The 23,014-nt window shown below is 63.9% G+C and carries 24 protein-coding genes and 2 pseudogenes; 17 read left to right on the plus strand and 9 right to left on the minus strand.

The window, feature by feature from the left end; all coding sequences use genetic code 11:
- Positions 1-106 precede the first annotated feature (106 nt).
- Together ACIA5H_RS36190 and ACIA5H_RS36195 are read right to left on the minus strand one after the other, a co-directional pair.
- Positions 107-307: a hypothetical protein gene (locus tag ACIA5H_RS36190; protein WP_397080688.1), complete on the minus strand. Its 201-nt coding sequence runs from the start codon at positions 305-307 to the stop codon at positions 107-109.
- A 685-nt stretch (positions 308-992) separates the two neighbouring features.
- Positions 993-2,192 carry a cytochrome P450 gene (locus ACIA5H_RS36195; protein WP_397080690.1) on the minus strand — a complete coding sequence of 400 codons (1,200 nt, stop codon included), beginning with the start codon at positions 2,190-2,192 and terminating at the stop codon, positions 993-995.
- Positions 2,193-2,918: 726 nt separating this feature from the next.
- Between ACIA5H_RS36195 and ACIA5H_RS36200 the strand changes: the two are divergent.
- The 14 genes and pseudogenes from ACIA5H_RS36200 to ACIA5H_RS36265 form a co-directional block, all read left to right on the plus strand.
- A pseudogene (locus ACIA5H_RS36200) lies at positions 2,919-3,260 on the plus strand (Rieske 2Fe-2S domain-containing protein); the annotation flags it as partial.
- 30 nt (positions 3,261-3,290) lie between these two features.
- Positions 3,291-3,671: a hypothetical protein gene (locus tag ACIA5H_RS36205; RefSeq protein WP_397080692.1), complete on the plus strand. Its 381-nt coding sequence runs from the start codon at positions 3,291-3,293 to the stop codon at positions 3,669-3,671.
- Entirely contained in the window at positions 3,664-3,921 is a 258-nt protein-coding gene (locus ACIA5H_RS36210; protein WP_397080694.1) for a hypothetical protein, read from the plus strand. The genes ACIA5H_RS36205 and ACIA5H_RS36210 overlap by 8 nt, the downstream gene beginning before the upstream one ends.
- A 199-nt stretch (positions 3,922-4,120) precedes the next feature.
- The gene (locus ACIA5H_RS36215; protein WP_397080696.1) at positions 4,121-4,369 is read left to right on the plus strand and encodes a dihydrodiol dehydrogenase; all 249 of its coding nucleotides are present in this window, start codon (positions 4,121-4,123) and stop codon (positions 4,367-4,369) included.
- Entirely contained in the window at positions 4,366-5,154 is a 789-nt protein-coding gene (locus tag ACIA5H_RS36220) for an SDR family NAD(P)-dependent oxidoreductase (RefSeq protein ID WP_397080698.1), read from the plus strand. The genes ACIA5H_RS36215 and ACIA5H_RS36220 overlap by 4 nt, the downstream gene beginning before the upstream one ends.
- Before the next feature lie 36 nt (positions 5,155-5,190).
- Entirely contained in the window at positions 5,191-5,631 is a 441-nt protein-coding gene (locus tag ACIA5H_RS36225) for an aromatic-ring-hydroxylating dioxygenase subunit beta (protein WP_397080700.1), read from the plus strand.
- Between the two features lie 117 nt (positions 5,632-5,748).
- A pseudogene (locus tag ACIA5H_RS36230) lies at positions 5,749-6,570 on the plus strand (NAD(P)/FAD-dependent oxidoreductase); the annotation flags it as partial.
- 84 nt (positions 6,571-6,654) lie between these two features.
- A complete protein-coding gene (locus ACIA5H_RS36235) occupies positions 6,655-6,921 on the plus strand; it encodes an oxidoreductase C-terminal domain-containing protein (RefSeq protein WP_397080732.1) in 267 nt (88 codons plus the stop codon).
- A 174-nt stretch (positions 6,922-7,095) separates the two neighbouring features.
- Entirely contained in the window at positions 7,096-7,623 is a 528-nt protein-coding gene (locus ACIA5H_RS36240; RefSeq protein WP_397080702.1) for a fumarylacetoacetate hydrolase family protein, read from the plus strand.
- Entirely contained in the window at positions 7,604-7,804 is a 201-nt protein-coding gene (locus ACIA5H_RS36245; protein WP_397080704.1) for a fumarylacetoacetate hydrolase family protein, read from the plus strand. Before ACIA5H_RS36240 ends, ACIA5H_RS36245 begins: the two co-directional genes overlap by 20 nt.
- A 56-nt stretch (positions 7,805-7,860) precedes the next feature.
- Entirely contained in the window at positions 7,861-8,250 is a 390-nt protein-coding gene (locus ACIA5H_RS36250; protein WP_397080706.1) for a hypothetical protein, read from the plus strand.
- 14 nt (positions 8,251-8,264) lie between these two features.
- Positions 8,265-8,762 (plus strand): cysteine hydrolase family protein, encoded by a 498-nt coding sequence (locus ACIA5H_RS36255; protein WP_397080708.1) that lies wholly within the window; start codon positions 8,265-8,267, stop codon positions 8,760-8,762.
- Between the two features lie 534 nt (positions 8,763-9,296).
- A complete protein-coding gene (locus tag ACIA5H_RS36260) occupies positions 9,297-9,476 on the plus strand; it encodes a hypothetical protein (protein ID WP_397080710.1) in 180 nt (59 codons plus the stop codon).
- A gap of 537 nt (positions 9,477-10,013) precedes the next feature.
- Entirely contained in the window at positions 10,014-13,340 is a 3,327-nt protein-coding gene (locus tag ACIA5H_RS36265) for a protein kinase (protein WP_397080712.1), read from the plus strand.
- Between the two features lie 476 nt (positions 13,341-13,816).
- On the opposite strand, the gene ACIA5H_RS36270 is transcribed toward ACIA5H_RS36265, so the two are convergent.
- The 4 genes from ACIA5H_RS36270 to ACIA5H_RS36285 all read right to left on the minus strand — a co-directional run bounded on the left by ACIA5H_RS36270 (position 13,817) and on the right by ACIA5H_RS36285 (position 15,693).
- Positions 13,817-14,017 (minus strand): helix-turn-helix domain-containing protein, encoded by a 201-nt coding sequence (locus tag ACIA5H_RS36270; protein WP_397080734.1) that lies wholly within the window; start codon positions 14,015-14,017, stop codon positions 13,817-13,819.
- Between the two features lie 3 nt (positions 14,018-14,020).
- Entirely contained in the window at positions 14,021-14,149 is a 129-nt protein-coding gene (locus ACIA5H_RS36275; protein WP_397080714.1) for a hypothetical protein, read from the minus strand.
- The gene (locus ACIA5H_RS36280; RefSeq protein ID WP_397080716.1) at positions 14,146-14,793 is read right to left on the minus strand and encodes a tyrosine-type recombinase/integrase; all 648 of its coding nucleotides are present in this window, start codon (positions 14,791-14,793) and stop codon (positions 14,146-14,148) included. Before ACIA5H_RS36280 ends, ACIA5H_RS36275 begins: the two co-directional genes overlap by 4 nt.
- Positions 14,794-15,024: 231 nt before the next feature.
- The gene (locus ACIA5H_RS36285) at positions 15,025-15,693 is read right to left on the minus strand and encodes a TetR/AcrR family transcriptional regulator (RefSeq protein WP_397080718.1); all 669 of its coding nucleotides are present in this window, start codon (positions 15,691-15,693) and stop codon (positions 15,025-15,027) included.
- Positions 15,694-15,817: 124 nt separating this feature from the next.
- Between ACIA5H_RS36285 and ACIA5H_RS36290 the strand changes: the two genes are divergently transcribed.
- On the plus strand, positions 15,818-15,955 hold the full coding sequence (locus ACIA5H_RS36290; protein WP_397080720.1) for a hypothetical protein: 138 nt from the start codon (positions 15,818-15,820) through the stop codon (positions 15,953-15,955).
- Positions 15,956-16,310: 355 nt separating this feature from the next.
- Here the strand turns inward: ACIA5H_RS36290 and ACIA5H_RS36295 are convergent, their stop codons facing one another.
- The 3 genes from ACIA5H_RS36295 to ACIA5H_RS36305 form a co-directional block, all read right to left on the minus strand.
- Complete coding sequence (locus ACIA5H_RS36295) at positions 16,311-17,291, minus strand: zinc-binding alcohol dehydrogenase family protein (RefSeq protein WP_397080722.1); 981 nt, start codon at positions 17,289-17,291, stop codon at positions 16,311-16,313.
- A 102-nt stretch (positions 17,292-17,393) separates the two neighbouring features.
- Complete coding sequence (locus ACIA5H_RS36300; protein ID WP_397080724.1) at positions 17,394-18,668, minus strand: alpha/beta hydrolase; 1,275 nt, start codon at positions 18,666-18,668, stop codon at positions 17,394-17,396.
- Between the two features lie 2 nt (positions 18,669-18,670).
- Complete coding sequence (locus ACIA5H_RS36305) at positions 18,671-19,144, minus strand: hypothetical protein (protein ID WP_397080726.1); 474 nt, start codon at positions 19,142-19,144, stop codon at positions 18,671-18,673.
- 310 nt (positions 19,145-19,454) lie between these two features.
- Between ACIA5H_RS36305 and ACIA5H_RS36310 the strand changes: the two genes are divergently transcribed.
- On the plus strand, positions 19,455-19,856 hold the full coding sequence (locus ACIA5H_RS36310; protein ID WP_397080728.1) for a nuclear transport factor 2 family protein: 402 nt from the start codon (positions 19,455-19,457) through the stop codon (positions 19,854-19,856).
- A 250-nt stretch (positions 19,857-20,106) separates the two neighbouring features.
- Entirely contained in the window at positions 20,107-21,468 is a 1,362-nt protein-coding gene (locus ACIA5H_RS36315) for an FAD-binding oxidoreductase (protein WP_397080730.1), read from the plus strand.
- Positions 21,469-23,014 lie beyond the last annotated feature (1,546 nt).

The raw sequence follows: 23,014 nt of genomic DNA on the forward strand, positions 1-23,014 counted from the left end.
CACCTCAGCCCTGACGAGTATGAGACGCTGTGGCACGCCATCCAGCCCGAGTCTCAGCTCTCGTAACCCTGGCTCACTTTCCAGGGGCCGGATCAAGTGGTCGCATTCACTGGGGACGGCTCATGTCGTTCAATCGGTCCGGGAGCAGGTCCACCGGCCGATGGGTGTGCATGTCGACCAGGACGGAGCCATAGTTCGCGCCTCTGCGGAAAGCGAAGTCGTCGGCGCCGAATGCGGTCACCGTGCCGGGGTGGGGCACGGGCAGTGCCCGGATCAAGCGCAGCAGGGTCGTCCTGGATACCGACACGGACAAGTGGTGGGGTCAGCCGCTGGCCGGGGCGGCCACCCACCGCCAACGCGATCCGCTCGAGCGTGCTGCGCATCAGCGGAGTCCGCCGGGAATGCGGTCAGATCGGGAACCTGCCCGGCGAACATAGTACGCGCGCAGTAGGTGTTGCCGCAGTGAAACCGGCGCACCCACAGGCAGATCAGCGTCTCGGCTCCGCCGACTGCGGCATCGGACAGACGCCACTGGTAGCGACTGTGCACCCGATCCGACCAGCACGTGCAGCCCGGACACGACGCGGCCTGCCCAGCGATGCTGGCGTGGATCCGTAAAGCCGCTCCGCGGCGGGTGGCCTGTTCGATGCTCAGGTTTGGCCAGACGCGGAAGCAGCGTCTTCAGATCAAGATCAGCGCACTCGGATCATGATCGATTACCACGCAACCGACTCTAATCGTCAGGGCATCAACAACTTTGTGCCTGAGCCATTGTTCCGATGTCCATTGACAGTTGCTCTGGCTCATGGCGTAGAGGCGGCAGGGTACGGCGTCCGCTTCAGACATCGACGTTTCCGACAGATGCGATTTTCCGTCAACTGCGGATTGAGGCAGACGGGTCAGCGCAGGGCAGGCCGCGCGGCGGGCGCACTTTCGGCTCGACGTGGCCTGCTGGGCGGGGTATGAGGTGATGCAGATCGCCCGTTATCACCCTATGGTCGAGATGGGCGAAAGGTTACAGGTAGGGCTGTTAGCGCCCGGTGCAACGGTCCGGGGCGCCAGATCAGCTTCTCGGGGCTAGCTGCCAGCCGTATTTCGGGGAGGACATCGAGCAGTTGGTCGACGGCGTCCTGGGCAATCAGGTACGCGGCCTGTCGGGCAGGACACGCATGCGGTCCGGAACCCCACGCCAGATGCGAGCGATTGCCTGTACGTTCGCCTCCGCTGATCTCGGGATCGTTGTTGCACGCGGCCATACTGATGACCACCGGCTGGTGAGCGGGCAGCCAGACGGTGCCGATCAAGACAGGCTGCCGAGGATAGCTGAAGCAGAAGTTCGCCAACGGTGGATCCTGGAACAGCACCTCATCAAGGGCATCCCGTGTCGACAAGCTCCCGCCGAGAACACCCCCGGCGAATCGCTCATCGGTGAGGATCAGCACCAAGGTGTTGGCGATGAGATTCACCAAGGGACCGACCCCGGCCCCGTACATCGGAATCACCTGCTGCATGACTTCAGAATCGTCGAGCCCGACAGGGTGTTGCAGCAGCCGGGTGGTGATGTCGTTGCCGGGGGTAGCGCGTTTAAGGGCAGCTAGCTCCATCATGGCTTCGCCGAGCATCGCATTTCCCTGCTCAGCATTAACGCCGTCGAATACCGCCGTCACGCCGGCGGCGGCTCGTCGACCGATTTCCGGCGAGCAGCCGAGCATGACGTTGATGGTCTGAAAGGCAAGGGGGAAGGCGTATTGCTCAATCAGTTCGGCGGTGCCTGCTTCACGGAAGGAGTCAATCAGCGGGATGGCAATGCGTTCCACAGTGGTGTGCAGACCGTGCAGATCGAGGCCCTCGATTGCCGCTACGGTGGCCCGCCGGTACCGGGCGTGCTCCATCCCGGCGCTGCGGCTCGCGGTCGGTCGCCATTCCAGCATCGGCCGTACCGGGCAGTCTGCCGGGACAGTCCTCTGCCACATGCGGGGATCGGCCGGGAAATGCTCGGGATCGTGCAATATCTGCACCGCAGCTCGGTAGCCGATCACCAGGGTCGCGGATACTCCGGGCGCGAGGTCGACCGGAACCAGCGAACCATAGCGTTCACGCATCTCTCGGTATACGCGATGTGGATCGGCAGCGAATTCGGGGGCATACAATGCGACGCGCGGTCCCGAGGCCTTGATCGGTGAGCTGGTCATTCGCCCTCAGTTCAACTCTTTCTTTCTGATGTGCAGACTGCCCGTCAGTGGTCGCTATATTGATTGCGCGTGCTGAACGCCGCCCGCAGAATATGGCCGCCTTGAACCCGATCCCATCCCGGAGGACGAATCCCCGGTTGCCACGGGGCAATGGCTGCCCGGGAACATAGAGGCCGTGTTGCGGCAGTGCAGCCGCCGACTCGCCGGGGTGCGCACGAGGACCACCGAGGCCCTGTCCTGCGATCGATTTCGATCGTCAATCAGCCGGGAAAAGCCCGACAACTGCCCGCCGTCGTGGAAAGCATTGTCGACCCAGTTGTGGCCGCCCGCCCGTATTGCAACGGAACAGATAGTTCCCTTTCGTGAGCCAGTGTGAGCCGCTTCCCTGCGGCGCGGTCAGCGCGATTATAGCGGGAAACCGCTTGGGCTTCAATTTATCCCACATCGCGGCGCATTTACTCAGAGCTGTCGTCTCCCAATCCGATAGATCGACCCCCGCAGCCGCTCATCGAGGTGCCGTTTGAGACTGGTCAAAGCGCCCAGCTTCGCGGCATCGGCAGTACAAGACCGAGCTGATCAAACCACAGGTGCCCTGGCGCACCGTAAACTACGTCGAGTGGCCACCGAACCGCGGAGACTGCTTCGACGCCTTTCTGTTCGCGCATCGTGCGGTTACGTCGGCCATGATCCCGGGCCGCGCGTCGCAAACCGTGGGAGCCCGGCGACTACGTCACCAGAGTTCTAAGTGGCGACCCGGTCATCGTGGTTGGGTCCGAGGGCGGGGAAATCCGTGTGCTGCTCAATGCCTGTCGGCACCGGGGCGCGCAACTGTGCGGGGCTGACCTCGGGAACACCTCGCACTTCCGGTGCAGTTATCACGGCTGGACCTACACCAACCAAGGCGCTCTGCGTGGAGTTCTTGAGCGGGCGACGCTGTACCCCGACGGGATCGACCGCGCCGCCAATAGCCTGCGTGCTGCTCGGGTCGAGGTGTTCTGTGGCTTGGTGTTCGCCACCTTCGATCAGGAGGCGCCGCCCTTCGCCGAGTACCTCGGTGATATTGCGTAGTATATCGAGCCGGTCTTCGGCAAGTGCGACATGGAGGTTGTCGGCCGGCCCACGCGCGGTCGAGGCCACTTCAACTGGAAGACGGGGGCGGAGAACTGGACTGGCGATGACTACCACAACGCTGTCACGCACAAGACCGTTCTAGACCTCGGCGTGGTCGCCCCTGGCGCCCTGGTCGGACAGGCCGCTCAGCTCGGTGTGGGCGAGCCCGTGTGGCGGGACACCGACGAGAAGTTCCTGACGTATCAGTTCTCGACGAAGAATGGACACGGCGGCAAGACCATGATTCTCGCCGCCGACCCGCAGCCGACGTTCTTCGGCTTCGAAAAGCATCTGTGGCCGGAGTTCGTGGAGCGGTTGACCCCCCGAGCAAGCCGACATCGCCAGCCGGTCGTTCCAACTGATGGGTAGCGTCTTTCCGAATTTCTCCTTCGCGCAGTTGTGCTATGCCTACGTCGGAGACGACGCTGCCCCGGTCATGGTGATGCATATCCGGGCTTGGGTGCCCATCTCCGCCACCGAGACCGAGATCTACAAGTGGGTTTTCGTACCCAAGAACGCCTCGGTCGAGTGGAAACGTCTGTCGCAGCGGGCGTTCGTGCGGGCCTTGGGCGTCGGGGGGTGCTCGGGATCGATGACGTGCGGAACTGGACGGGTATGACCTAGAGGGCCTGGACTCCGATCACGACTACAGCGGTCTGCCGGAGCTGCCGACGGAGGACACCACGTGGCCCGGCGACATGTACCCGGGCAACCTCCACGACGTCGTCTTCCGATCGTTGTTCTCGGAGTGGTCTCGGCGGATGAACGACATCGACGAGGCTCCGAATGGATCGGACGTCACCTCGTGACCGGCCAGAATGTCTCCGACGGCGCCGACCGAGGACGAGCAAGTAGGCCCGGCGCTGGCAATCGTCAACGAGTTCGGTGCCGCCTGGATCCGCAAAGTAATGACCAGGAACAGCGAGCGGCTCAAAATCTACTCACCCAACCTGGGTTACAACGTCCGCTTGGACGCCCCGCATCTCGAGGCGATCTCCTGGCAGACCGGCGCGTTCTTCTCGGAACTGTTGAGCGCCCCGTTCGGACCAGAGGGAAAGAACTCATGAGCACGACCACCCGTGTGGGCAGGCTTCAGGACAAGATCGTGATCGTCGCCGGCGCCAGCAGCGGCATCGGACGGGCGACCGCGCTGGTTGCGCACGACGAGGGCGCTAAAGTCGCGTTGCTGGACTACGACCCCCAGGGCGCAAAGGCCGTCGACGGGCTGCCGATCGGCTGCGATGTCAGCAACCCCGACGAGGTGGACCGTGCCGTCGGTGAAGTCATCGATCGCTTCGGCCGCGTGGACATCCTGATCAACGTCGCCGGTATCAATGACAAGTACACCCCGATCGAGGAGCTGAACGACCGGGTCTGGACCCGTGTCTTCGACATCAACGTCCGCGGCACCGCACTGATGACCAAACCGGTTCTCGAGGAGATGCTCACTGTCGAGTCCGGCGCGATCGTGAATATCTCTTCGACGGCCAGCTTGGTCGCCGGCGGCGGAGGCGTCGCATACACAGCCTCGAAGGGCGCAGTGTCGAGCATGACGGGGGAGATCGCGTTCGAGGTCGGGGGGCGTGGCATACGCGTCAACGCGGTCGCGCCGGGTATCACCACCACCAACTTCCGCGCCAACTCCTCAGCCATCCTCGACTTGCACGAGCTCACCCCCGGTGCCCAGCGGATGTTCGACCGCGCCGCAGGTGCGGCCTTCGGCAACGTCCCGCTGGGCCGCGGCGCCGAACCGAGCGAGATCGCAAAGGCTGTGGTGTTCCTCGCCTCGGACGAGGCCAGCTACATCACCGGCAGTGTCATGGTGGTCGACGGTGGCCGCACCATCCACTGACCGGACTGGGAGAAAGAACCAATGAGCACGCGAACAGTGCAGCTCGATGCCGAGCTGAGATCACGCATTATCGACTTCTATTCCTACGAGACCGAGCTACTCGACGATCGGCGTTTCACCGAGTGGATGGCGTTTCTGGCCGACGAATTCGTCTACCAGATCCCCACGACATTCACACCTGACAACCCATCAGGGTCGGCGTGGTCCGAGCGCACCCTGGTTGTTGACGAAACCCGCGAGTCGTTGGCGAACCTGTGGGCTGTGAGATACACGCCCGAGCTTGTCGAGTTCGCGTGGGGCGAGAACCCTGCCCAGCGCGTCCGGCGGTTTGTCACCGGCACCCGCGCGGTGCCCGGTGGCGAACCGGACACGTACACGGTGCGTTCGAACGTGCTCCTGAGTTTCGTTCGGCAGTCTGATCCGCCCGTGTTCGTACCGGCCCGGGCGGCGGGACATCCTGCGCGAGGTCGACGGTGAACTGAAGCTCGCGAAGCGGGCGGTGCAGATGGACGCGACCGTCATCGCACCGGCCCATCTGCGACTGATTTTCTGAGGAGGAACTGAGCATGCACGTACGAGTCGACCGCGGCCGAGACGTATCGTTCGTTGAGTGATACCCCGGTCGTGGTGCTTGACGCGGACCTGCACGCGCCATATGACCGCACCGCCCCGTCCAAGAACCTGCTTACCGACGAGATCGAGCCACGAGACGGCATCGCCCTGCGGTCCCTTGATAGCCTCGCTCGTCTCGGCATCGAGGTACGGCTCGGCACCAGCGTCACCGCCTTGGACACCGAACGCGCCGAACTCGTCACCTCCGAAGGGCGGCAGCCGTACTCAGCGCTGCTGATAGCTACCGGGGCGACGCCGATCGTGCCGTTCACGGTCGACCCCGACGCGACCGTTCACGTCCTCCGCGCCCTGGATGACGCACGGGCATTGCGTCGTGCGCTGCACACCCGGACCCGCCTGATCGTGATCGGCGGTGGCCTCATCGGCTGCGAGGTGGCCAGCGCCGGTCGAGACCTTGGGCTCGATACCACGATGGTCGCGCTCGGGTCCGGTCCGTTCGCGCTCGCGCTGGGCGAGCAGATCGCCGACCGGCTCCGAGAAGTCCAGCAGTAAGTGAGAGTGAACGGCCTCTACGACCGGCAGGTCGACCGGGTGCGGCGCGAAGGCGACGAACTGGTGGTGGAGCTCGCTGACGGTGGCTGTGTGCGCGGTGACCTCGTCGTCGCCGGCACCGGAGTGTAACCGAACACCGCGTGGCTCGAAGACTCCGGAGTCGCCCTCGATCGCGCCGTTTTGTGCAACGTCTGGTTTCAGACGAACGTCGCGGGAGTGTTCGCCCTCGGTGACGTGGCGCGCTGGCCCGGCGGTCCGGGCGGAGAACTTGTGCGGCTCGAGCATTGGACCGCCGCCGCCGATCCAGGCGACGCCGTCGCGCATGTGATCGCGTCCGACACCAGTGCGCCGCCAGCACTCCCTCAACCGTACTTCATGCGCCACGTCCATGGCTGCCGCATTCAAATGCTCGGCCACACCTCACCCGTCGACGAGGTACGGCTGCTCACAGACCAAGCCAAGCCGGCCTCGTTCGTTGCCGTCTATCGACAAGGGACACGGATCGTCGGGTTGGTGGCCGTGAATCATCCGCGGGTTGTAGCCAAGTCCGCTGGGCTGCTCGACGAGCGGATGCCATGGGATGAGGCGATCGAAGCGGTGACGCGGATGATGGCACCGAAGGCCCCGGCACCCGCATGTTGACCGAGCGATCAACCTATCGACGTTATGTCGAAGAAACGAGAGACCGATGAAGTTTCTGAGTTACCAGATCGCGAACCACGAGACCTGGGGCGCACTCGGCGCCGATTACGTTCGTCGATCTGGGCAGTGGCGAGTTAGCGGTCGCAGCGTCGTTGAAACAGGCGATCGCCCTGGGTGCCGTCCCGAACCACGTACCGGAGAGCGCCGCCCGTCACCGCATCGACGAGAATTGAGTTCCTGCCGCTGATCCCTGACCCGGGCAAGATCCTGTGCGTCGGCCTCAACTACCGCGCGCATGCCGAGGAGGCGGGCAGGAACTCCGGCGCCTATCCGACGATCTTCACGCGGTTCGCCGACACTCAGATCGGTCACGGGCAAGCCGCGGCACGACCTACCGACTCCTTCGACTATGAAGGAGAACTTGCGGTCATCATCGGCCGCGAAGCCCGCCATGTCAGCGAAAGCGACGCCATGTCCGTCGTCGCAGGATACTCCTGCTACAACGACTTCACCGCCCGGGACTGGCGGAGCCATTCCACGCAGTGGATCCTGGCGAAGAACTTTCCTGGTACGGGCGCGTTCGGTCCGTACTTCGTGCCGCGCGACGACGTCGCGTCCGTCTCGGACCTCACCCTCCTGACCCGCGTGAACAGCGAGATACGCCAGTCGGCGCCGTTGCCCAATGGTCTTCGATATTCCTGAGCTGATCGCCTACGCGACGAAGTTCACCACACTCGCGCCTGGTGACGTCATCGTCACCGGCACACCCGGCGGGATCGGCATGTTCATGGAACCGCCGACATACCTCCAAGAAGGCGACCAGGTCGAGGTCGAGGTGTCCGGGATCGGAATCCTGCACAATGCCGTCGCGAGCGTCGGATGAGCCTCACCGCGGGTTGCGCACTCTGTGAGACCGAACATTCTGGTGGTCAGGGCCTCGTGCACCGCACCGCTCACTGGTCCGTCGGCCCGGCCGAACACCGCGGCGTGCCCGGCTGGCTGCTGGTGTGGGCCCGGACGCACACCGCGGGATTCGATGTCGTCGATCGCGAAGCCCTCCGTGAGTTCGGAGAGGTACTCGGCGACACGACACGGGCGCTGAAGGAGGTCGTCGGTACGGAGAAGGTCTACGTCGCCGTATTCGGCGACAAGCAGGAACACACCCACGCATTGCTCATGGCCCGTCCTCCCGGACTAGACCCCGGGCGCAACGGAGCGTCCCTGCTCACTGATTTCCAGGACCTCCGTTCGCCCGAGTTGTGTCGGAGCGTCGCCACCGCCGTCGGCGATCGACTTGAACTCGCTCGCCAGAAGCCCAACAGCAGATAAGGATTGCATCACCAATGACCAGTCAGACCGCATCTCGCACCGCCCTCGTACTCGGGCACATCCAAGCCCCGATCACCGATCTCGCCACCGACCCGACCTACCTCGAGCGGCTGGCGGCGGTAGCCCGTCAGGCTCGAGCCAAGGGCATCCCGGTGATCTACGTGACGATCAGCTTCCGCGCCGGGTACTCGGAGCCGGTGCCGGGCAGCCCGCGCCGTGAACGGATGGAATCCGCCGGGGTATTCATCGAGGGCGTCTCGAACTCGGTTCACGACAAGCTCCGTCCCGAGCCCAGGGACATCGTCATCCGGGCTTCCCGGGTCAGCGGCTTCGCCAACACCGACTTGGAGGTGGTCCTGCGGTCGTCGGGCATCGATTCCATCGCGTTGGCCGGGACCTCGACCGGCGGAGTCGTGCTCGGCACAGTGGTCGACGCCCGGGACAAGGATTTCGGGTCACTGTTCTCAGCGACTTGTGTGTGGATCCGAACGAGTCGGTCCACTATGCGCTAATGACGGCGTTGACCGCCCCGTGGGCAGCGACGGTCGCGACATCGAAGGATTGGCTCGCGTCCGTCGACGCCGCAGAGTGACCTTCGCAGGACGATCGAGGTACATCGTCGCGATCTCGTCGGCATACGAGTTGTTGGCGCGAGCAACAGGTCGGTGAGCCTGGAGTCGTCGTACCTGCCGCAGCATGTCTGCGGCAGGTACGACGTTTTGACGCGGGGGAGGCCTTTGGTTGCGCTACGGCGAGCGAATTTCGGCGTCCATAGCGTTCCGTGCGGGTGATCGTGACCGCCGTAGGTCGGCTGGCATGCGGAGCGGGCCCGCCAGCTCGATCTTGCAGAAGGGCTCGTTATGTTTATCAGTGACCATCCCGACACAGCTTTGCTCGAATAGATCTATGCGGCTCTCGCTCTATGCGACTCCCACGGTACAGATTCGGCGATCGACATCCTCGCATGAGTCATCGCCGACGACTTCGTTGTGCATTGTCCCGGCGAGAGCGTCGTTGTTGACCGGTTGTGGCCGCGGTTGTGCAAGGTGCTGGACGTCGATCTATCCAATGACGAGCGGTTCGTGACAGAGTACGAGCGGTTCCGTCACCGTTCCGCGCTGGCAGAAATCCTGCAGCAGCGCTTGATTGACGCGGTTCTGTCCGATCCCCAGTTCCAGGAGCGCGGGATGCTCCCCAGGACGTGGGGTGCCACGGCGAGCCGGTAATCGTGAACACCCCGGTGATTGCCGATGGTGTGCGCCGCGTGCCTGGGGGCGAGCGCCACTGGTCGGTGAGTCCACCGTAGGGATCCTGGCAAAGCTCGGTTACAGTGCCGAGCAGATCGATGAACTGTTCGCGGGCGGGGTGATCGCCGGTCAAACGCACGACGAAGTGGTCACGGAGTGAGCATCCGGTGATGGCGAAAGGGCGTGGAAGGACAACGCCGGGTGTGGGCTGGAGAATCGGCTCACAGCCGGTCGCAACGATCACCCCGGCGCCGTCACGGGAGGTTGCGGCGGTGATTCAGGCGGGGCCGGCGCCGATGATCACGGTCGAAAGCCGGGCGGTGTTCATCGGTCGAAGGGCGCAGGGTCGACCTACCTACCTACCTACCTACTATCTATCTATCTACCTACCGGCCATCGCCCCAAGCGCTCCGCCGTCGAAGTGGGCTGAGCCAGCTTGGAAGCGTCACGAAAGAGCTAGCCCACCGGCGACAAGCGGGCGGTACTCTAGGGTGCATCACAGAGCAGGACCCGAGTATGGGCGACATCGATCCGTCGAAAACTCAACGCCACGTAATCCCGACGGTGACGGCAGAGCTTGCAGCCGCTGGGTTCGCGGACGCCGAGGAGATCGGGCGTGGCGGGTTCGGTGTGGTGTATCGGTGCAATCAGGTCGTCCTGGACCGGACGGTGGCGGTCAAGGTGCTCACCGCCGATCAGGATGCGGGGAACCGGGAGCGGTTCGTCCGGGAACAGCGGGCGATGGGCCGGCTGAGCGGGCACCCGAACATCGTGGGCGTGCTGCAGGTCGGCGCCACCATCTCTGAGCTGCCTTATCTGGTCATGCCGTACTGTGCGCAGGGTTCTCTCGACGCCCGGATACGCCGTCACGGTCCGCTGTCGGCGGTGGAGGCGTTGCGGGTGGGGGTGAAGCTGGCCGGGTCCCTCGAGACCGCGCATCGGTTCGGCATCGTGCACCGAGACGTGAAACCGAGCAACATTTTGATCACCGACTACGGTGAGCCGGCCCTGACCGACTTCGGGATCGCGCGCATCCCCGACGGGTTCCACACAGCGACCGGCATCGTTGCGGGGTCGCCGGCGTTCACCGCGCCGGAGGTACTGGCCGGGCAGGCACCTACGCCCGCGGCGGACGTCTACGGGCTCGGCGCGACGTTGTTCGCCGTGTTGACCGGGCATGCGGCCTTCGAGCGGCGCAGCGGTGAGCAGGTGGTAGCCCAGTTTCTGCGGATCACCACGGAGCCGACCCCGAACTTGCGCGATCACGGCGTCGACGAAGGCCTCTCGCAGGTGATCGAGCACGCCATGGACCGTAGCCCCGAGCAGCGACCCTCAGCGGAGGTGCTGGGCGAGCAGCTGCAGCAGCTGCAGGTCGAGCGCGGGTTGCCGGTCACGGAGATGGCGGTACGAGCAGAACCAGGTGCAGAACAACAGGCGGCCATCCCGATTCCCCTGATCTCCCCGGCCACCGAGCACTCAGGGCGGGGTCCCGATCCTCTCAGGTCGCTGATCAGCACGAGAGGGTCCATCCCCCCGGAGCTCACGAGTTTCGTAGGCCGGCACACCGAGTTGGCCGAGACCAAGAGCCTGCTCGCGAGCTCCCGACTGGTGACGTTGACCGGAATCGGCGGGGTAGGCAAGACGCGCCTGGCCTTGCGTGCGGCGGCCGGTACGCGGCGGGACGTCCCTGACGGAGTCTGGCTGATCGACCTCGGGCAAATACACGACGGTGCCCTGCTGCCCGGAGTGATCGCCACCTCCATAGGGCTACGCCCGCAAGGAAAGCCGGTACTCGACGTGCTGATCGACTACCTGGCATGCCGACAGCTGCTGCTGGTGCTCGACAATTGCGAACAGATCGTAGACGCTGCGGCGAAGGTTGCCGAAAGACTGCTGAGGACATGTCCGAAGCTTCGGATTCTCGCGACCAGCCGCGAAGCCTTGAACGTCGATGGGGAGGCGGTGCTGCAAGTGCGGCCGCTGACCGTTCCCGATCCTGATCAGCTGCTGTCGCCACGGGGCGCACCTCGTTACGACGCGGTCACCATGTTCGTCGAACGGGCCGCCGCCGCCGTTCCGGATTTCACGCTCACCGAGGACAACATCGCCGCCATCGCCGCGATCTGCCGCCAGCTCGATGGGTTGCCGTTGGCCATCGAGCTGGCGGCGGCCCGGCTACGCACGTTGTCACCCGAACAGATCCTGGTACGGCTGACTGACCGATACGCGCTGCTGACGCGCGGCAGCCGTAGTGCGCCGAGCCGTCAGCAGACCCTGCGCTGGTGCATCGACTGGAGCTACTCGCTGTGCACACCGCTGGAGCAACGGGTCTGGGCCCAACTGTCGGTCTTCGCCGGCAGCATCGAACTCGACGCCGCCGAACAGGTGTGCCGCGACAACCTCGCAGCGGGACAGCTGCTCGACGTGCTCACCGCCCTGGTCGACAAATCCATCCTGATCCGCGAGGAATCGAACTCGGTAGTGTGGTTCCGCCTACTCGACACGATCCGCGACTACGGCCGTCAAAAACTCGACCAAGCCGAGCAGCACCTCGAGATTCGGCGCAGACACCGAGATTGGTACCGCGAGCTCGCCGAACGCGCCGAGGCCGATTGGATGAGCGCCCGACAGCTCGATTGGATCAGCCGCCTCGACCGCGAACAACCGAATCTGCGCGAGGCCCTCAACTTCTGTCTCATCGACACGGAGACAGAATCCGACGCTGCACTGTCGTTCGCGGCCGCCCTGCAACCGTTCTGGCTCTCCAACGGACAAACCGGCGAGGCACGGCACTGGCTCGACCGTGCGCTCGCAGACAGTCCCACCACCAACACAGCGGTACATGCCAAGGCACTGTGGCTCGCCAGCCTGGTAGCCGATCTCCAGGAGGGTCCCCGCGCGGCGTCCGCACTGGTCGTGCAGGCGCGGACGCTCGCGACAACGAGCGAGGACCCGATCGTGCATTCGTTTGCCGACCTCGCCGAAGGCGTCCACAGGGTCTTCGAAAGCGACTTTCCCCGCGCCCGCGCACCCCTCGAAGCCGCCCTCGAATCGTTCACTGCGCGGGACGACGCCTACGGGCAGTACTGGGTGCTTCTCTGGCTATTCTGGACGCATGAATTGCAGGGGGACGACGCCACAGCGATCTCGTATCGAGAAAAGTTGCTCGCGATCACCGAATCGTGTGGCGATTGCGTCCATCGGTCATATGCCTTGTGGGTAACGGCGGTCGCCACGTGGCGCCGGGGCGATCGCGACCGTGCGCTGCAGCTACTGCGGCAGGCGCTGCAGCTCATCAATCAACTGAAAGACTCGCTGGTGGCCGCGATGGCTCTGGAAACACTGGCTTGGGTAGTGGGAGCTCAGGACGAACCGCGCCGCGCCGCGGTGTTGTTGGGCGCTGCCCAGACACTGTCTCAGTCGGCGGGCATCTCAGCAGTGCTGTTTCCGAACCTGGCGGTCCACCACGAGGACTGTGAACGGGCGGCACGTCACACGCTCGGTCGGCAAGCATTCGAGGCTGCCTACCATCAAGGCGTTTTGCTGGATCTCGACGCCGCAATCGACTACGCGCTAGGGGAGCAACACCGGACCACAACTCACGGATCGGGGCTCTCGGCGCAGCTGACCGCCCGAGAGCTGGAGGTAGCCGGTCTGGTAGCCGAGGGCCTGACCAATCGGGCCATCGCCATGCGTTTGCACATCTCTCATCGGACCGCCGGTGGGCATGTCGAACACATCCTCACCAAACTCGGATTCACCTCACGCGCTCAAATCGCGGCATGGATCGCCGAAGGGAGCAGATCTGCGTCGACTGGGGTACGTGGCCCTGACAGCGATTAACGTGCGGAGCGGTCCGCTGCACCGCCCGATAACCGAACCGGAGACACCGTTCAGGGGCAGCGGCCAGCGGCGCGGAATCCGGCGCCGCTGACGGTTGCTTCGACGTCAACCGCAGCATCCGTGGCGTATCGCCGTGATCGAGGACGATGCCGCAGCGGGTCAGACGTCCAGGGGGCGCCGACTGGCAGGGGCCGGTACTCAGGTAGTCGGTATTCCGGTGTGCTGGGCCTGTAGCGATCAACGGCTGTGGTCGCCTGGTGCGTAGCGACTCCAGGTGCCGCCGGCGTGCTCGCGGTGCCGGTGGGCGGTGGTGTAGTCAGCCCGGGCAGCAGCCCCGGACCCGCAGCGCGCGATCACTGCAGGTGCGGCAGCACGGGCCCCGTCCGGCCAGTAGGCCGCGACGTAGGCGTGCCAGCCGCAGCGAATGCAGTCGCGTTTCTGCCAGCGTTCGAGCTGCTCACGGGTGGACGGCAGGCTCATCTTTCGGGTCGGATGCGGGCTCGTTTGGGCCGGATCGTGGCGGCCATGTCGACGACGTTCGCGCCGGCGGCCGCGGTCTTGCGGGGCGCGACGTTCTCGGCTCTGGTGGCGATCAAATCGGCTGGGGTGCAGTCGAATATGTCGCAGAGCGCCGCCAGCACCGGCATGGACAGCCGTTCCGAGGTTTGCGTGACCAGGCGTCAGACCTGGATCGAGGACAGCTTGATGTCGCGATCGTGCAAGTGGGGTTCGAGGTCGGTGGCGGCGAACATGCCTCGGGTGGCCATCACTTCACGCAGCCGCCACTGGTAGCTGATCTGGCGTTTCATCGTGCCCTCCCGGCTGGCTTGAGGATCGCGTCCATCGTGGCGTCCAGCGCCCGGCGCAGGGCCCGGGTCCGGAAGTCCGAGGACACGCAGGTGTAGAGCGTGGTCGTGGTCGCGTGCTCGTGGCCGACCTGCTCCTGGACGAACCCTGGATCTGAGCTGTTCTCGATCAGGTGGGTGACGTAGGAGCGGCGCAGTGAGTGGAAATCGAGCGCGGCATCCAGGCCGACCGCGTCGCGGTAGGTGGCGAAGCGGGTGTTCATCTGGGTGAATCCGATCCGGGTGCTGCGTTCGGAGGGCCAGCACGCGCCTTGGGCAGCGGTCGGCAGCAACGGCCGGACCTCCTCGTTCCACTGCTCGAGGATCTCGGCCGACCACGGCCAGACCGTCAGCACGCTGCGCCGTTTCGGCGGGAAGGCCTTCTTGGCCTTGCCGTGGCGGACGTAGACGACCCCGTAGTCGCCGAACTCCGTGCCCTCGGGGTTGCGGCCGAAGTCGACCGCGTCGAGCATGCGGGTTTCGTTGCGGCGCAATCCGAATGCGTATGCCGTTTTGAACAGGACCGCATCCCGGAACGCCGGAAGCCAGCCCTTGCGGCCGCGGACCTCTTCGATCTGGGCGCCGACGTAGTCGAATAACGCCTGCAACTCGTCGCGGGTGAACGCTCGCTTGCCGACGTCGGCCTCGGCCTCCTAGACGTGCACGGCGGTGTTCCATTCGTGGATCACTTGGATCGGGTGCGTGCCGAACCGCTATTCGCACTCGGCCACCCACTGGTCGGCGGGATCGACCAGGTAAGCGCAGAACAGGCTGATCAAGTTCTGGTAGTTGCGCAACGTCGACCGCTTCAGATTCCGCAGAGCCCGCAGGTCGCCGAGCTATTCGTCGGCCATCTGCGAACTCCAGACCCACGGGAACTTGTCCGCGTGCGTGGTGAACGTCAGCACCGCCTTCTCCCGCGAGTTGATCGTCGAGAACGCCAAGTTCCGGGCCAGCTGCTGGTTTACCCCAGCCGTCGAGCATCGCCGTGAACACCTGCTCGTCCGGACGCAGCAAAGAAACACCGTCGACCAGCTGCAACCGGGCCGCGCCCGGTGCCAGAACACCCCGCTACACCCGCATCGAACCCTCACGGTGGCCTCGCGGCGCGGCCAGCCCGCCGCGACGAGGCCGCCGAAGACCGCGTCGGCCATGCGCAACGCGTTGGGTCGATGACCGGGACCGCTCGCCAAGGCGGGAACGATGTGCGGGTGTGCCGCCATGGCGGTGCGGTAGGAACGGGCCCAATCGCGCAGTGCCGAGCGCCAGTCCCGATCCTCGGCCGACAATCCTTCGAACATCGCGATGTCGACTTCGCCGAGGACGGCGTCCACGACGGCGTCGATCAGGTCGTCCTTGGTGCGGACGTGGTTGTACAGCGTCGGGCCTTGCACGCCCAGCTCGGTGGCCAGGCGCCGCGTGGAGACAGCGGCCAGGCCCTCGGCGTCGACCAGGGCGGTGTCGATGATGCGATCGCGGGTCAGCAGCGGTCGGCGTGGTCGTGCCATGGGCTCTCCTTTCGGTCCTCGCATTCTCGCAGGCGCGGGACGCGATACTTGCGCCGCTAGTTTCGGAGAGTGATGTCGAGATTCATGGGGATGGTGTCACCGTGTTCGTTCAGCTTCGCGTAGAATGGCGAACCCACCGCTTGCTGAATATTGGCGTGAACCGGATATGTCGGTGCACGAGGTCTCCGTGGACGATTTCGACGTGCTGGTCGTGCCCGGTGGCACGGTGAACCTGCTCGGCTTGGTGGACGCCTCGGTGTGATGGCTGCTGGAACACCACGACACCACCGAGACTGCCCTTCTGGACCACCTGACCACCGAGTACTGGCTGCTCATCGACGATCGGTTGCGCGATCTGGACATTGCACTCGACCCGCGAAAATCATTGCCTGGCAACCGAATCGAGGCCCCGAACGGTCAACGCGAGGCGGGGACCCTTCGCGAGTGATGGATGGAGCCAACGCGTGCGCACCAGGTTGGCGCCAGCGGTGTCACCCGAAGCGCCACGGCCGTTGGGCTGACCGGTCACCTACAGGCTCGCGTCAGCGCGTAGCCGACCACGGCGGCCGTATCGGCCCAGCTCCGAAACAACGGTTGCTTGCCGGATCGGGCGCTGGTCAACGGTGGTCGAGAACGATCTTGCCGAAAGCCCGCCCTGACTCCATATAGGAGTGGGCGTCGGCAGCTTGGGCTAAGGTGAACACGCGGTCAACGACGGGCGGATGAACTGCGGCGCTGTCAATCATTGCCAGCAGATTTCGCATGTCCGCCGGGCTGCCCATCGTCGTTCCGATCAACTCGTACTGGCCGAAATAGTAGGGGCGAAGTTCAAGTGTGGCAGTGGGGGATGCCGACGACCCCAGCACCACGCAACGACCACCGGGACGAAGGCAGGCAATGGATTCCGACCATCGGCCAACCGAGTCGAGTACGAGATCAAACCCTTGGCTTTCGGCGGTGAGCGCCCGCGCGTTCGACGTCCAATCATCACCTGCGTGTGGGATACCCGCCGCCGCGCCGAGTTCGATGGCCGCCGCAATCTTGTCGGGGTCGTCGGACGTGACGACTACCCGGGCTCCTGTCGCGACCGCGAGACGAACGGCGGTGGTGGCCACGCCGCCGCTGGCGCCGAGCACCAACAGCGACTCGCCACTGTGCAAACGGCCTCGGGTGAACAGCGCACGATAGGTCGTCAGGCCCACCAGTGGTAACGCGGCGCCCTCGGTAATGCTCCAACCGCGGGGAAGTGGCACCAGGCACTCCTCTGGGACGCACACACGCTCGGCGTAGGTACCTGGACGATAGTCACCCAGGATTTCCCAGTCCGAGCCTGGTGCGGCCTCTCGGTTACCCCAGAACAGAGAGGGCACAATCATGACCTTCTCGTCGGTGTCCCGCCGATATCCGCATCCGTCTGCTCCTGGCACGTGAGGCAGCGGTGACTTGAACACACCTTGCCTCACTAGCACATCGTGCCAATTGAGCGCACTCGCCGCCAGGTCGACTTCGACCCATCCTGGACCGGGCTTCCGGTCCGGGAACTGTTGTAAGCGGAGAACGTCAGGTGATCCGTACTGATTCATCACCACCGCCTGCACGCGCGGCGCCTCCTCGATTTCGTTCTACAAATGGCGTTGGAGTCGCTCTCCGAACGGCGGCGACAACACGCTATAGGGCTGATGAGGCCGATCGAATCGACGCTATCGGCGCGCGAAGCGATCTCCGAGCCATTCGCTTACATGGGACATCGCCCTACCCCGGGGGTCCTTTTCAGCCACGGAGGGCAGCGGGAAGCCGAAGTGATCCCCGTCCACGTTCACGATCGACTTGTCGGAGGCTGGAGAGCTGTCGTATACGGCCTGTGCGTGCTGGGGTTGGACCTCGTTGTCGCCGGTGAAGCACAGAACCATGGTCGAAACCGTCACTGACGGCAAGTTGTCCAGCAGCGTGCAGCGTGAGCTGTGGCCCGACCACTGGCTGAGCCAGGCCCGCGGAGTGAGGTACTTCGCGAAGCCTTGATCGGTGTAATTGCCCAAGTGGGGAAGCGCCGACAACAGCGAGCCGTAGTTCCGTTTACTGGGCTGAAGGGTGAGGTCGGTTGACACGGGATTGGCGTCGGTGCGGTACACGGACATGATGCGGCCCACCACCGCACGCCTGAGCACGAATGCCCGCTCGCTATCACTGAGCCGCGTGAAGCTCTCGTCTTCGGCTATGGAACGGTAGTGGCGTTGTTCCTCGATATAGGACCGGGCAATGGCGTCGATTCGGGCGACTCGCGCGCTCTGTGCAGCGCGGTATCGCTCGATGAACTCCGCGGAGTACTGGCTGGACTGCGGTGGCGACTTGAATCCGTTGCGCGGGTTGTACATATCGAGATCAGGATCGGCCGAAAGCGGATCACCCTCGTCCAGGACAGACGGGTCGATGCTGGCCATCAACGTCTTGCCGGCCCCGTGGTGTGCGCCCATGAAGACGAACCCGTCCACCGGTGGCAGCTCGAATCGGCTGAGATCGAAAGGATCCCCAGCGGCTGTTTCCCGCAGGCGCTTGTCCGGCGACGCAACCGCTTGCGCCTGGTAAAAGGTGTACAGCGGCCCTCCGCCGCTGTAGCCGAGGAATACGATCTTTTCGAAGTTGCGTCGGCGGAGTTCGGTAACAGCAGCCGCGATGTCGAGCAGCGCTACCTCGTGGCTGGCCATGGCGTCGTTGTTGGGCCAGCGACTCTGGTGGGCGAGCACCGCGTAGCCCGCGTCGACGAGCGGTGCGATCGTGTAGTGCCGGCTGACATCAGCGCGGGGGTGGATCACGCAGATGGCGGTCTTCTCGCTGCCGTCGCTGTACAACATGCCCTTGGAGGTCGCGCCGTCCTCGGCGGCCAGCACCACCATCCGGGGTTCGGTTCTGACGGGCGGCTTTTCGAAGGAGAGCATGTCGAAGCCCGGGGCGTAACGCCCGATTCTGGGAAGACTCACTATTACTGCTCCTGCGCCATCGGATCAAGGCCCTGCGACAAGCGCTCAGCCATCTTGCGCGTGACATCGAGATAGATTTCCGCCTCCTCGGGAACAAGCACCTCAACCAACGTCTTGTTCTCGAGCCATACCTCGATCAGCGGGAACGCTTCGACGCGGTTCACCCACTGGCAATGCCAGCCCTGATTCTCCGCAATCTTGAATACTTGCTCTTTCGAAAGCTCAACGCTCAGAGCGAAATGGGTGACGGTTCTATCGGGGGACGGCGCCCTCTCGAACTCCGTGCCGTCGGTCCCGGGCACCAGTAGGGTTCCAGCTGGGTAGACCTCCACCTCGGTGCCGTGCTCGTCGCAGGCGAACGCCATGAAGGCTCCCGGGTGCACCGGGAATGGCAGGACGGCCCCACCCATGAATTCGGCGAGAACCTTGGCCACGTTCTCGGGGTCCTCCGCCTCGATCGACAGGTGATGGATCATTGTCTCTCCCTTGAGCTCATTACTCCTGGGCCTCCGGGCGACTCGGCCGCCCGGTTGGCGCCACGTGGCACAAGCATATGCCTGGATGCAGGGCTTGTCCATATGTCACATTCATGCATACGAGCATGCCGTTCGAGGCCTGTGCAGAGTTCAGGGTCGTTGGGGTGGAGTTGGGACTGGTCGTGCTCCTTGTTGCCTTCCAGCTGTGGGGGTGTGGACATGGGCGCGCCTCGGCAGTGGTGCGCCGCGCAGATGAACATGCATGCATTGTCCATTGACTTTGGTGAAGATTGGATGCAGACTCTCGATCATGCAACGTAGCGGTGAAGGTATTGCGGAGCTCGCGGCGAAGATGCTGGAGGCGATCGGCAAGGACATGGACTTCTTCTGGGCCAACGCGCACCCCGATCTGGTGCTGGAATTTCCCTACGCGCCGTCGCTCGGCTGGCCAGAGCGGGTGACCGGGCGTGAGAATACCGAGCAATTTCTGGCGAACCTGGCGGGCGTCCTGCCGGGGCTGACCTTCAGCGACGTCCGTGTGATGCCGCTGGCGGAGGAAGATGCCGTCCTGCTGGAATATCACGGCTCCGCCGGAAACTACGACCAGAACTACATCACGATCACGCGATTCAGGGACGGTAAGCTGGTCCTGTTCCGCGAATACTTTGACACCACCGAGGCTGCCCGTGCGCTCAGCGCTGTCGGCGAGTAGCTAGCTGGACCTCGACCGGTACCTGCCGATTGTTTTGCCCCGGCATTGGCCGCTATCTGGCCACACCGGGGCCTCGCCTGGGGCCGTGAATAGTTGCTGCCGAAGGCAGATTCGAACCTGCTACACGACCCACAGACGCCAAGGAGGTGGCGGCTCAGCCCGCGCCGCTCACATGCTGAATGGTGATCTCCGGTGCGTTACACAGCACGGATTTTATCCCGATACACCGAATACAGGAAAGAGATATCCGTTGACTACCTTTGACGGGAGTGTTTACCGCATCACCGACAGCGGTTATGAAAAGGCACGCCGTGCCGCAGTATGGAATGCGATCAAGCCCAAGCGAAAACCCGCCGTGATCGTGGTGGCAGGAAGTCGTGACGACGTCGTACGCGCCGTCGAGTTGGCCCGCGCGGAGAAGCTGTCTATTGGAATCCGGTCGGGTGGGCACAGCTGGGTGGGTAACGCTGTTCGAGACGATGGCCTCCTTCTGGATCTGTCAAGGCTCAAAGCGATCGAGGTCGATCCAGGATCGATGACAGCGACTATCGAGCCCGGCGTCCACGCCGACGAGTTGGCAGCGGCACTGTCGAAGCATAATCTCTATTTCCCCACGGGCCACTGCCCGAGTGTGGGCATCGCCGGATTCATTCTGGGCGGTGGGTCTGGTCTCACGTCCTATTCCTCCGACGTTGGCCCCGCCGCATTCAGTCTTCGGGCGATTGACGTCGTCACTGCCGATGGCGAAACTGTGCATGCCACCGACGACGAGAATTCCGAGATACTGTGGGCGGCCCGCGGGAGTGGTTCGGGATTCTTCGCCGCCGTGACACGTTTGTACCTTGATCTGCGACCGATGCCCGGCGTTGTCGCGCGGGCGATCCAAGTACATCCCCTGTCAGCGTACGACGAGTTGGTTCCCTGGTATCTCGAAACCAACAAGGTGCTCATGGAAGCCGGGTGTCCCGCGATGCTCATCGCAGGCAGGAACCCGCTATCGGATAGCGATGACACGGTATTGATGGTGACCACATATGTCTTCGCAGATGACATCGAACACGCGAAAGCATTGATGGCTCCACTGGGAACCGCCCCAGGCCTTGATTCGGCCCTGCTGTGGCAACCGGCGCAACCCTGCTCCATCGCAGAGCTGTATGGGCTGTTCAGCCTGCTCCACCCTGAGGGATACCGCTACCTCACCGACAACGTGTTCCTCAGCGATCAGGATGACCCCCAGTTGTGGCGCGACACCAAGGCCATCATCGATTCGTTGCCCACTGCGCGGTCGAGCGTCTGGCTGATCCCCGGGCTACAACATACACATCCCAACGCTGCGTACAGTTTGTTCTCCGAGACCTTGATCGAGGTCTACGCCGGCTATGAACACGAGTCGCAAGACGAAGAAATGATTGCCTGGCACACCGCCAGTGTGGAAAGTATCGATCGGTACACTATCGGCGGCGGATACGTCGGGGATTCAAACCTGTTTCGCCATCCGATGGCCGTACTGCACCCAGACAGCGCCGCGCGTCTCGAGGAGCTATGGAGCAAGTACGACCCCGAGGGCCGGTTCTTCCGTTACCCGTCCGAGCTTCCGCTGGCACGGGTCTGATATGCCAGCCGTAGTTCGTGATGGTGGTGCTACGCGCGGCCATCACGAATGGTCGGTTTGTGGCGTGAGATAACTTGCAGGGCTGAGTGTTACGGCGTGCCGATGCCGATGCTTGTCGGCCACCGCGCGAGCATGTCCGTGGTTGTGCAGTCGTGGCGCACGAATTCCGCATGCAGTGGAAAATCTGGACAGACCAGCGGGTACCCCACGCCTGAAAACCGATGGTCCGCGCACCGCAGGCGCTCAGGCCACCCACAACCCTCATCGTTGCAGTATCAGAGCCTGACGAGCTGTGGGAGCTGGTCGAGCCGTTGCTGCCGAAATTCACGCCGCGTCCCGCGGGGCGGTGGTGTCCTGCGCCTGCGCCCACTCGGTGTCGGTCAGCGATGAGGATGGTAGAACGGGCACACTTCGGCGACTCACCGTGGGCTGAGCGCGACGAACACGAACAGGTAAGCGCCCCTGGCGCAGGGGCTCTCGGATTACGACAGGACGGTGTGGTAACCCCGAGTTGTACCAGGAGTCCCTCTACATACCAGCAATCACACGCCGACCAGCCACCGAGTTCTCAGATTCCCCGGTAACACATCTCACCAAGCTCGGCTTGTCCTCGCGCTCACATATCGCGGCATGGGTCGCGGAGCATCCCAGGACTCTGAGATCACCCGCGCCGCTACACGTCCTGCCGAAGTGGTTGCGGACATAGGAACAATCGTTCGTTCGGCAAGCGCGTTGCGGGCAGAGATTCCTCGGTCTCATGCAGGAACAGTTCGACAGCACACCAATGCCTTCGGCGGCAATCATCAACAAAATTGGCTGCCGCCGCGACAGTTGCCCGGTAGTCGAACGCTGTTCTGCCCAACCAGATTCGCACGTGCACATCACCTTGGGCCGGCAGCCGAGCGCACTCGGCAAGGGCCAACAATGCCGGTCTCCGGTCGGGGCACTGCCGTCGATGCACCACGCCAACGTCAATGCGTCGGCCGTCACCTCCTGGCCCAGGCCTCGCGGTCGCGGCGAGTGCTTCCTCCGCGATCGTGCCGGGATGACTTCGCTGTCGCTGCTGTGCATTCATGGTGTCCCCGAGCAATAGTGTGCGATCTGTCCCCCGTAGCCTCGTTCGAGAACGCGCAATCGGCGACGGGAAATCTACCTATGCACGTACCTATTTTCGATATCCAGGTATTCGACATCCAGGTAATGGAGAGCATCTCCGGTTTAAATCCCACAAACACCTCGGTGAGTACACGGTCCGTGGAATTACCGACGGTGACGGCAACGCCCGAGAGGCCGAATTAGGAGGCATTGGGCGCGGAGATCGGCAGCACCGCTCCGACGCTCACCCCCAGCGCGCACCGACCTCTGACCACCGTTCGCCGCCTACGAGGTCGAAGAAGTAGGCCGCCCCGGTCGAGGTGACGGTTGGGCGGACACCACCGAGCATTTCGTATGGGACTGCCCTCGGTTTGGTTGACTCCTGACCTGTGAGGATTGCTCCTCGCTGGAAGGATGTCCCCCATGCCGAAGCCGTATCCCGAAGAGTTCC

Source organism: Nocardia sp. NPDC051900 (assembly GCF_044452545.1).
GTDB lineage: Bacteria > Actinomycetota > Actinomycetes > Mycobacteriales > Mycobacteriaceae > Nocardia > Nocardia sichangensis.

Bases quoted from the DNA above. Each gene is read 5' to 3' on its own strand.
- ACIA5H_RS36195 (WP_397080690.1), bottom strand. From the start codon at position 2,192: ATGACCAGCTCACCGATCAAGGCCTCGGGACCGCGCGTCGCATTGTAT.
- ACIA5H_RS36205 (WP_397080692.1), top strand. From the start codon at position 3,291: ATGGAGGTTGTCGGCCGGCCCACGCGCGGTCGAGGCCACTTCAACTGG.
- ACIA5H_RS36210 (WP_397080694.1), top strand. From the start codon at position 3,664: ATGGGTAGCGTCTTTCCGAATTTCTCCTTCGCGCAGTTGTGCTATGCC.
- ACIA5H_RS36215 (WP_397080696.1), top strand. From the start codon at position 4,121: ATGTCTCCGACGGCGCCGACCGAGGACGAGCAAGTAGGCCCGGCGCTG.
- ACIA5H_RS36220 (WP_397080698.1), top strand. From the start codon at position 4,366: ATGAGCACGACCACCCGTGTGGGCAGGCTTCAGGACAAGATCGTGATC.
- ACIA5H_RS36235 (WP_397080732.1), top strand. From the start codon at position 6,655: ATGCGCCACGTCCATGGCTGCCGCATTCAAATGCTCGGCCACACCTCA.
- ACIA5H_RS36245 (WP_397080704.1), top strand. From the start codon at position 7,604: ATGGTCTTCGATATTCCTGAGCTGATCGCCTACGCGACGAAGTTCACC.
- ACIA5H_RS36255 (WP_397080708.1), top strand. From the start codon at position 8,265: ATGACCAGTCAGACCGCATCTCGCACCGCCCTCGTACTCGGGCACATC.
- ACIA5H_RS36265 (WP_397080712.1), top strand. From the start codon at position 10,014: ATGGGCGACATCGATCCGTCGAAAACTCAACGCCACGTAATCCCGACG.
- ACIA5H_RS36275 (WP_397080714.1), bottom strand. From the start codon at position 14,149: ATGAAACGCCAGATCAGCTACCAGTGGCGGCTGCGTGAAGTGATGGCC.
- ACIA5H_RS36285 (WP_397080718.1), bottom strand. From the start codon at position 15,693: ATGGCACGACCACGCCGACCGCTGCTGACCCGCGATCGCATCATCGAC.
- ACIA5H_RS36290 (WP_397080720.1), top strand. From the start codon at position 15,818: ATGGCGAACCCACCGCTTGCTGAATATTGGCGTGAACCGGATATGTCG.
- ACIA5H_RS36305 (WP_397080726.1), bottom strand. From the start codon at position 19,144: ATGATCCATCACCTGTCGATCGAGGCGGAGGACCCCGAGAACGTGGCC.
- ACIA5H_RS36310 (WP_397080728.1), top strand. From the start codon at position 19,455: ATGCAACGTAGCGGTGAAGGTATTGCGGAGCTCGCGGCGAAGATGCTG.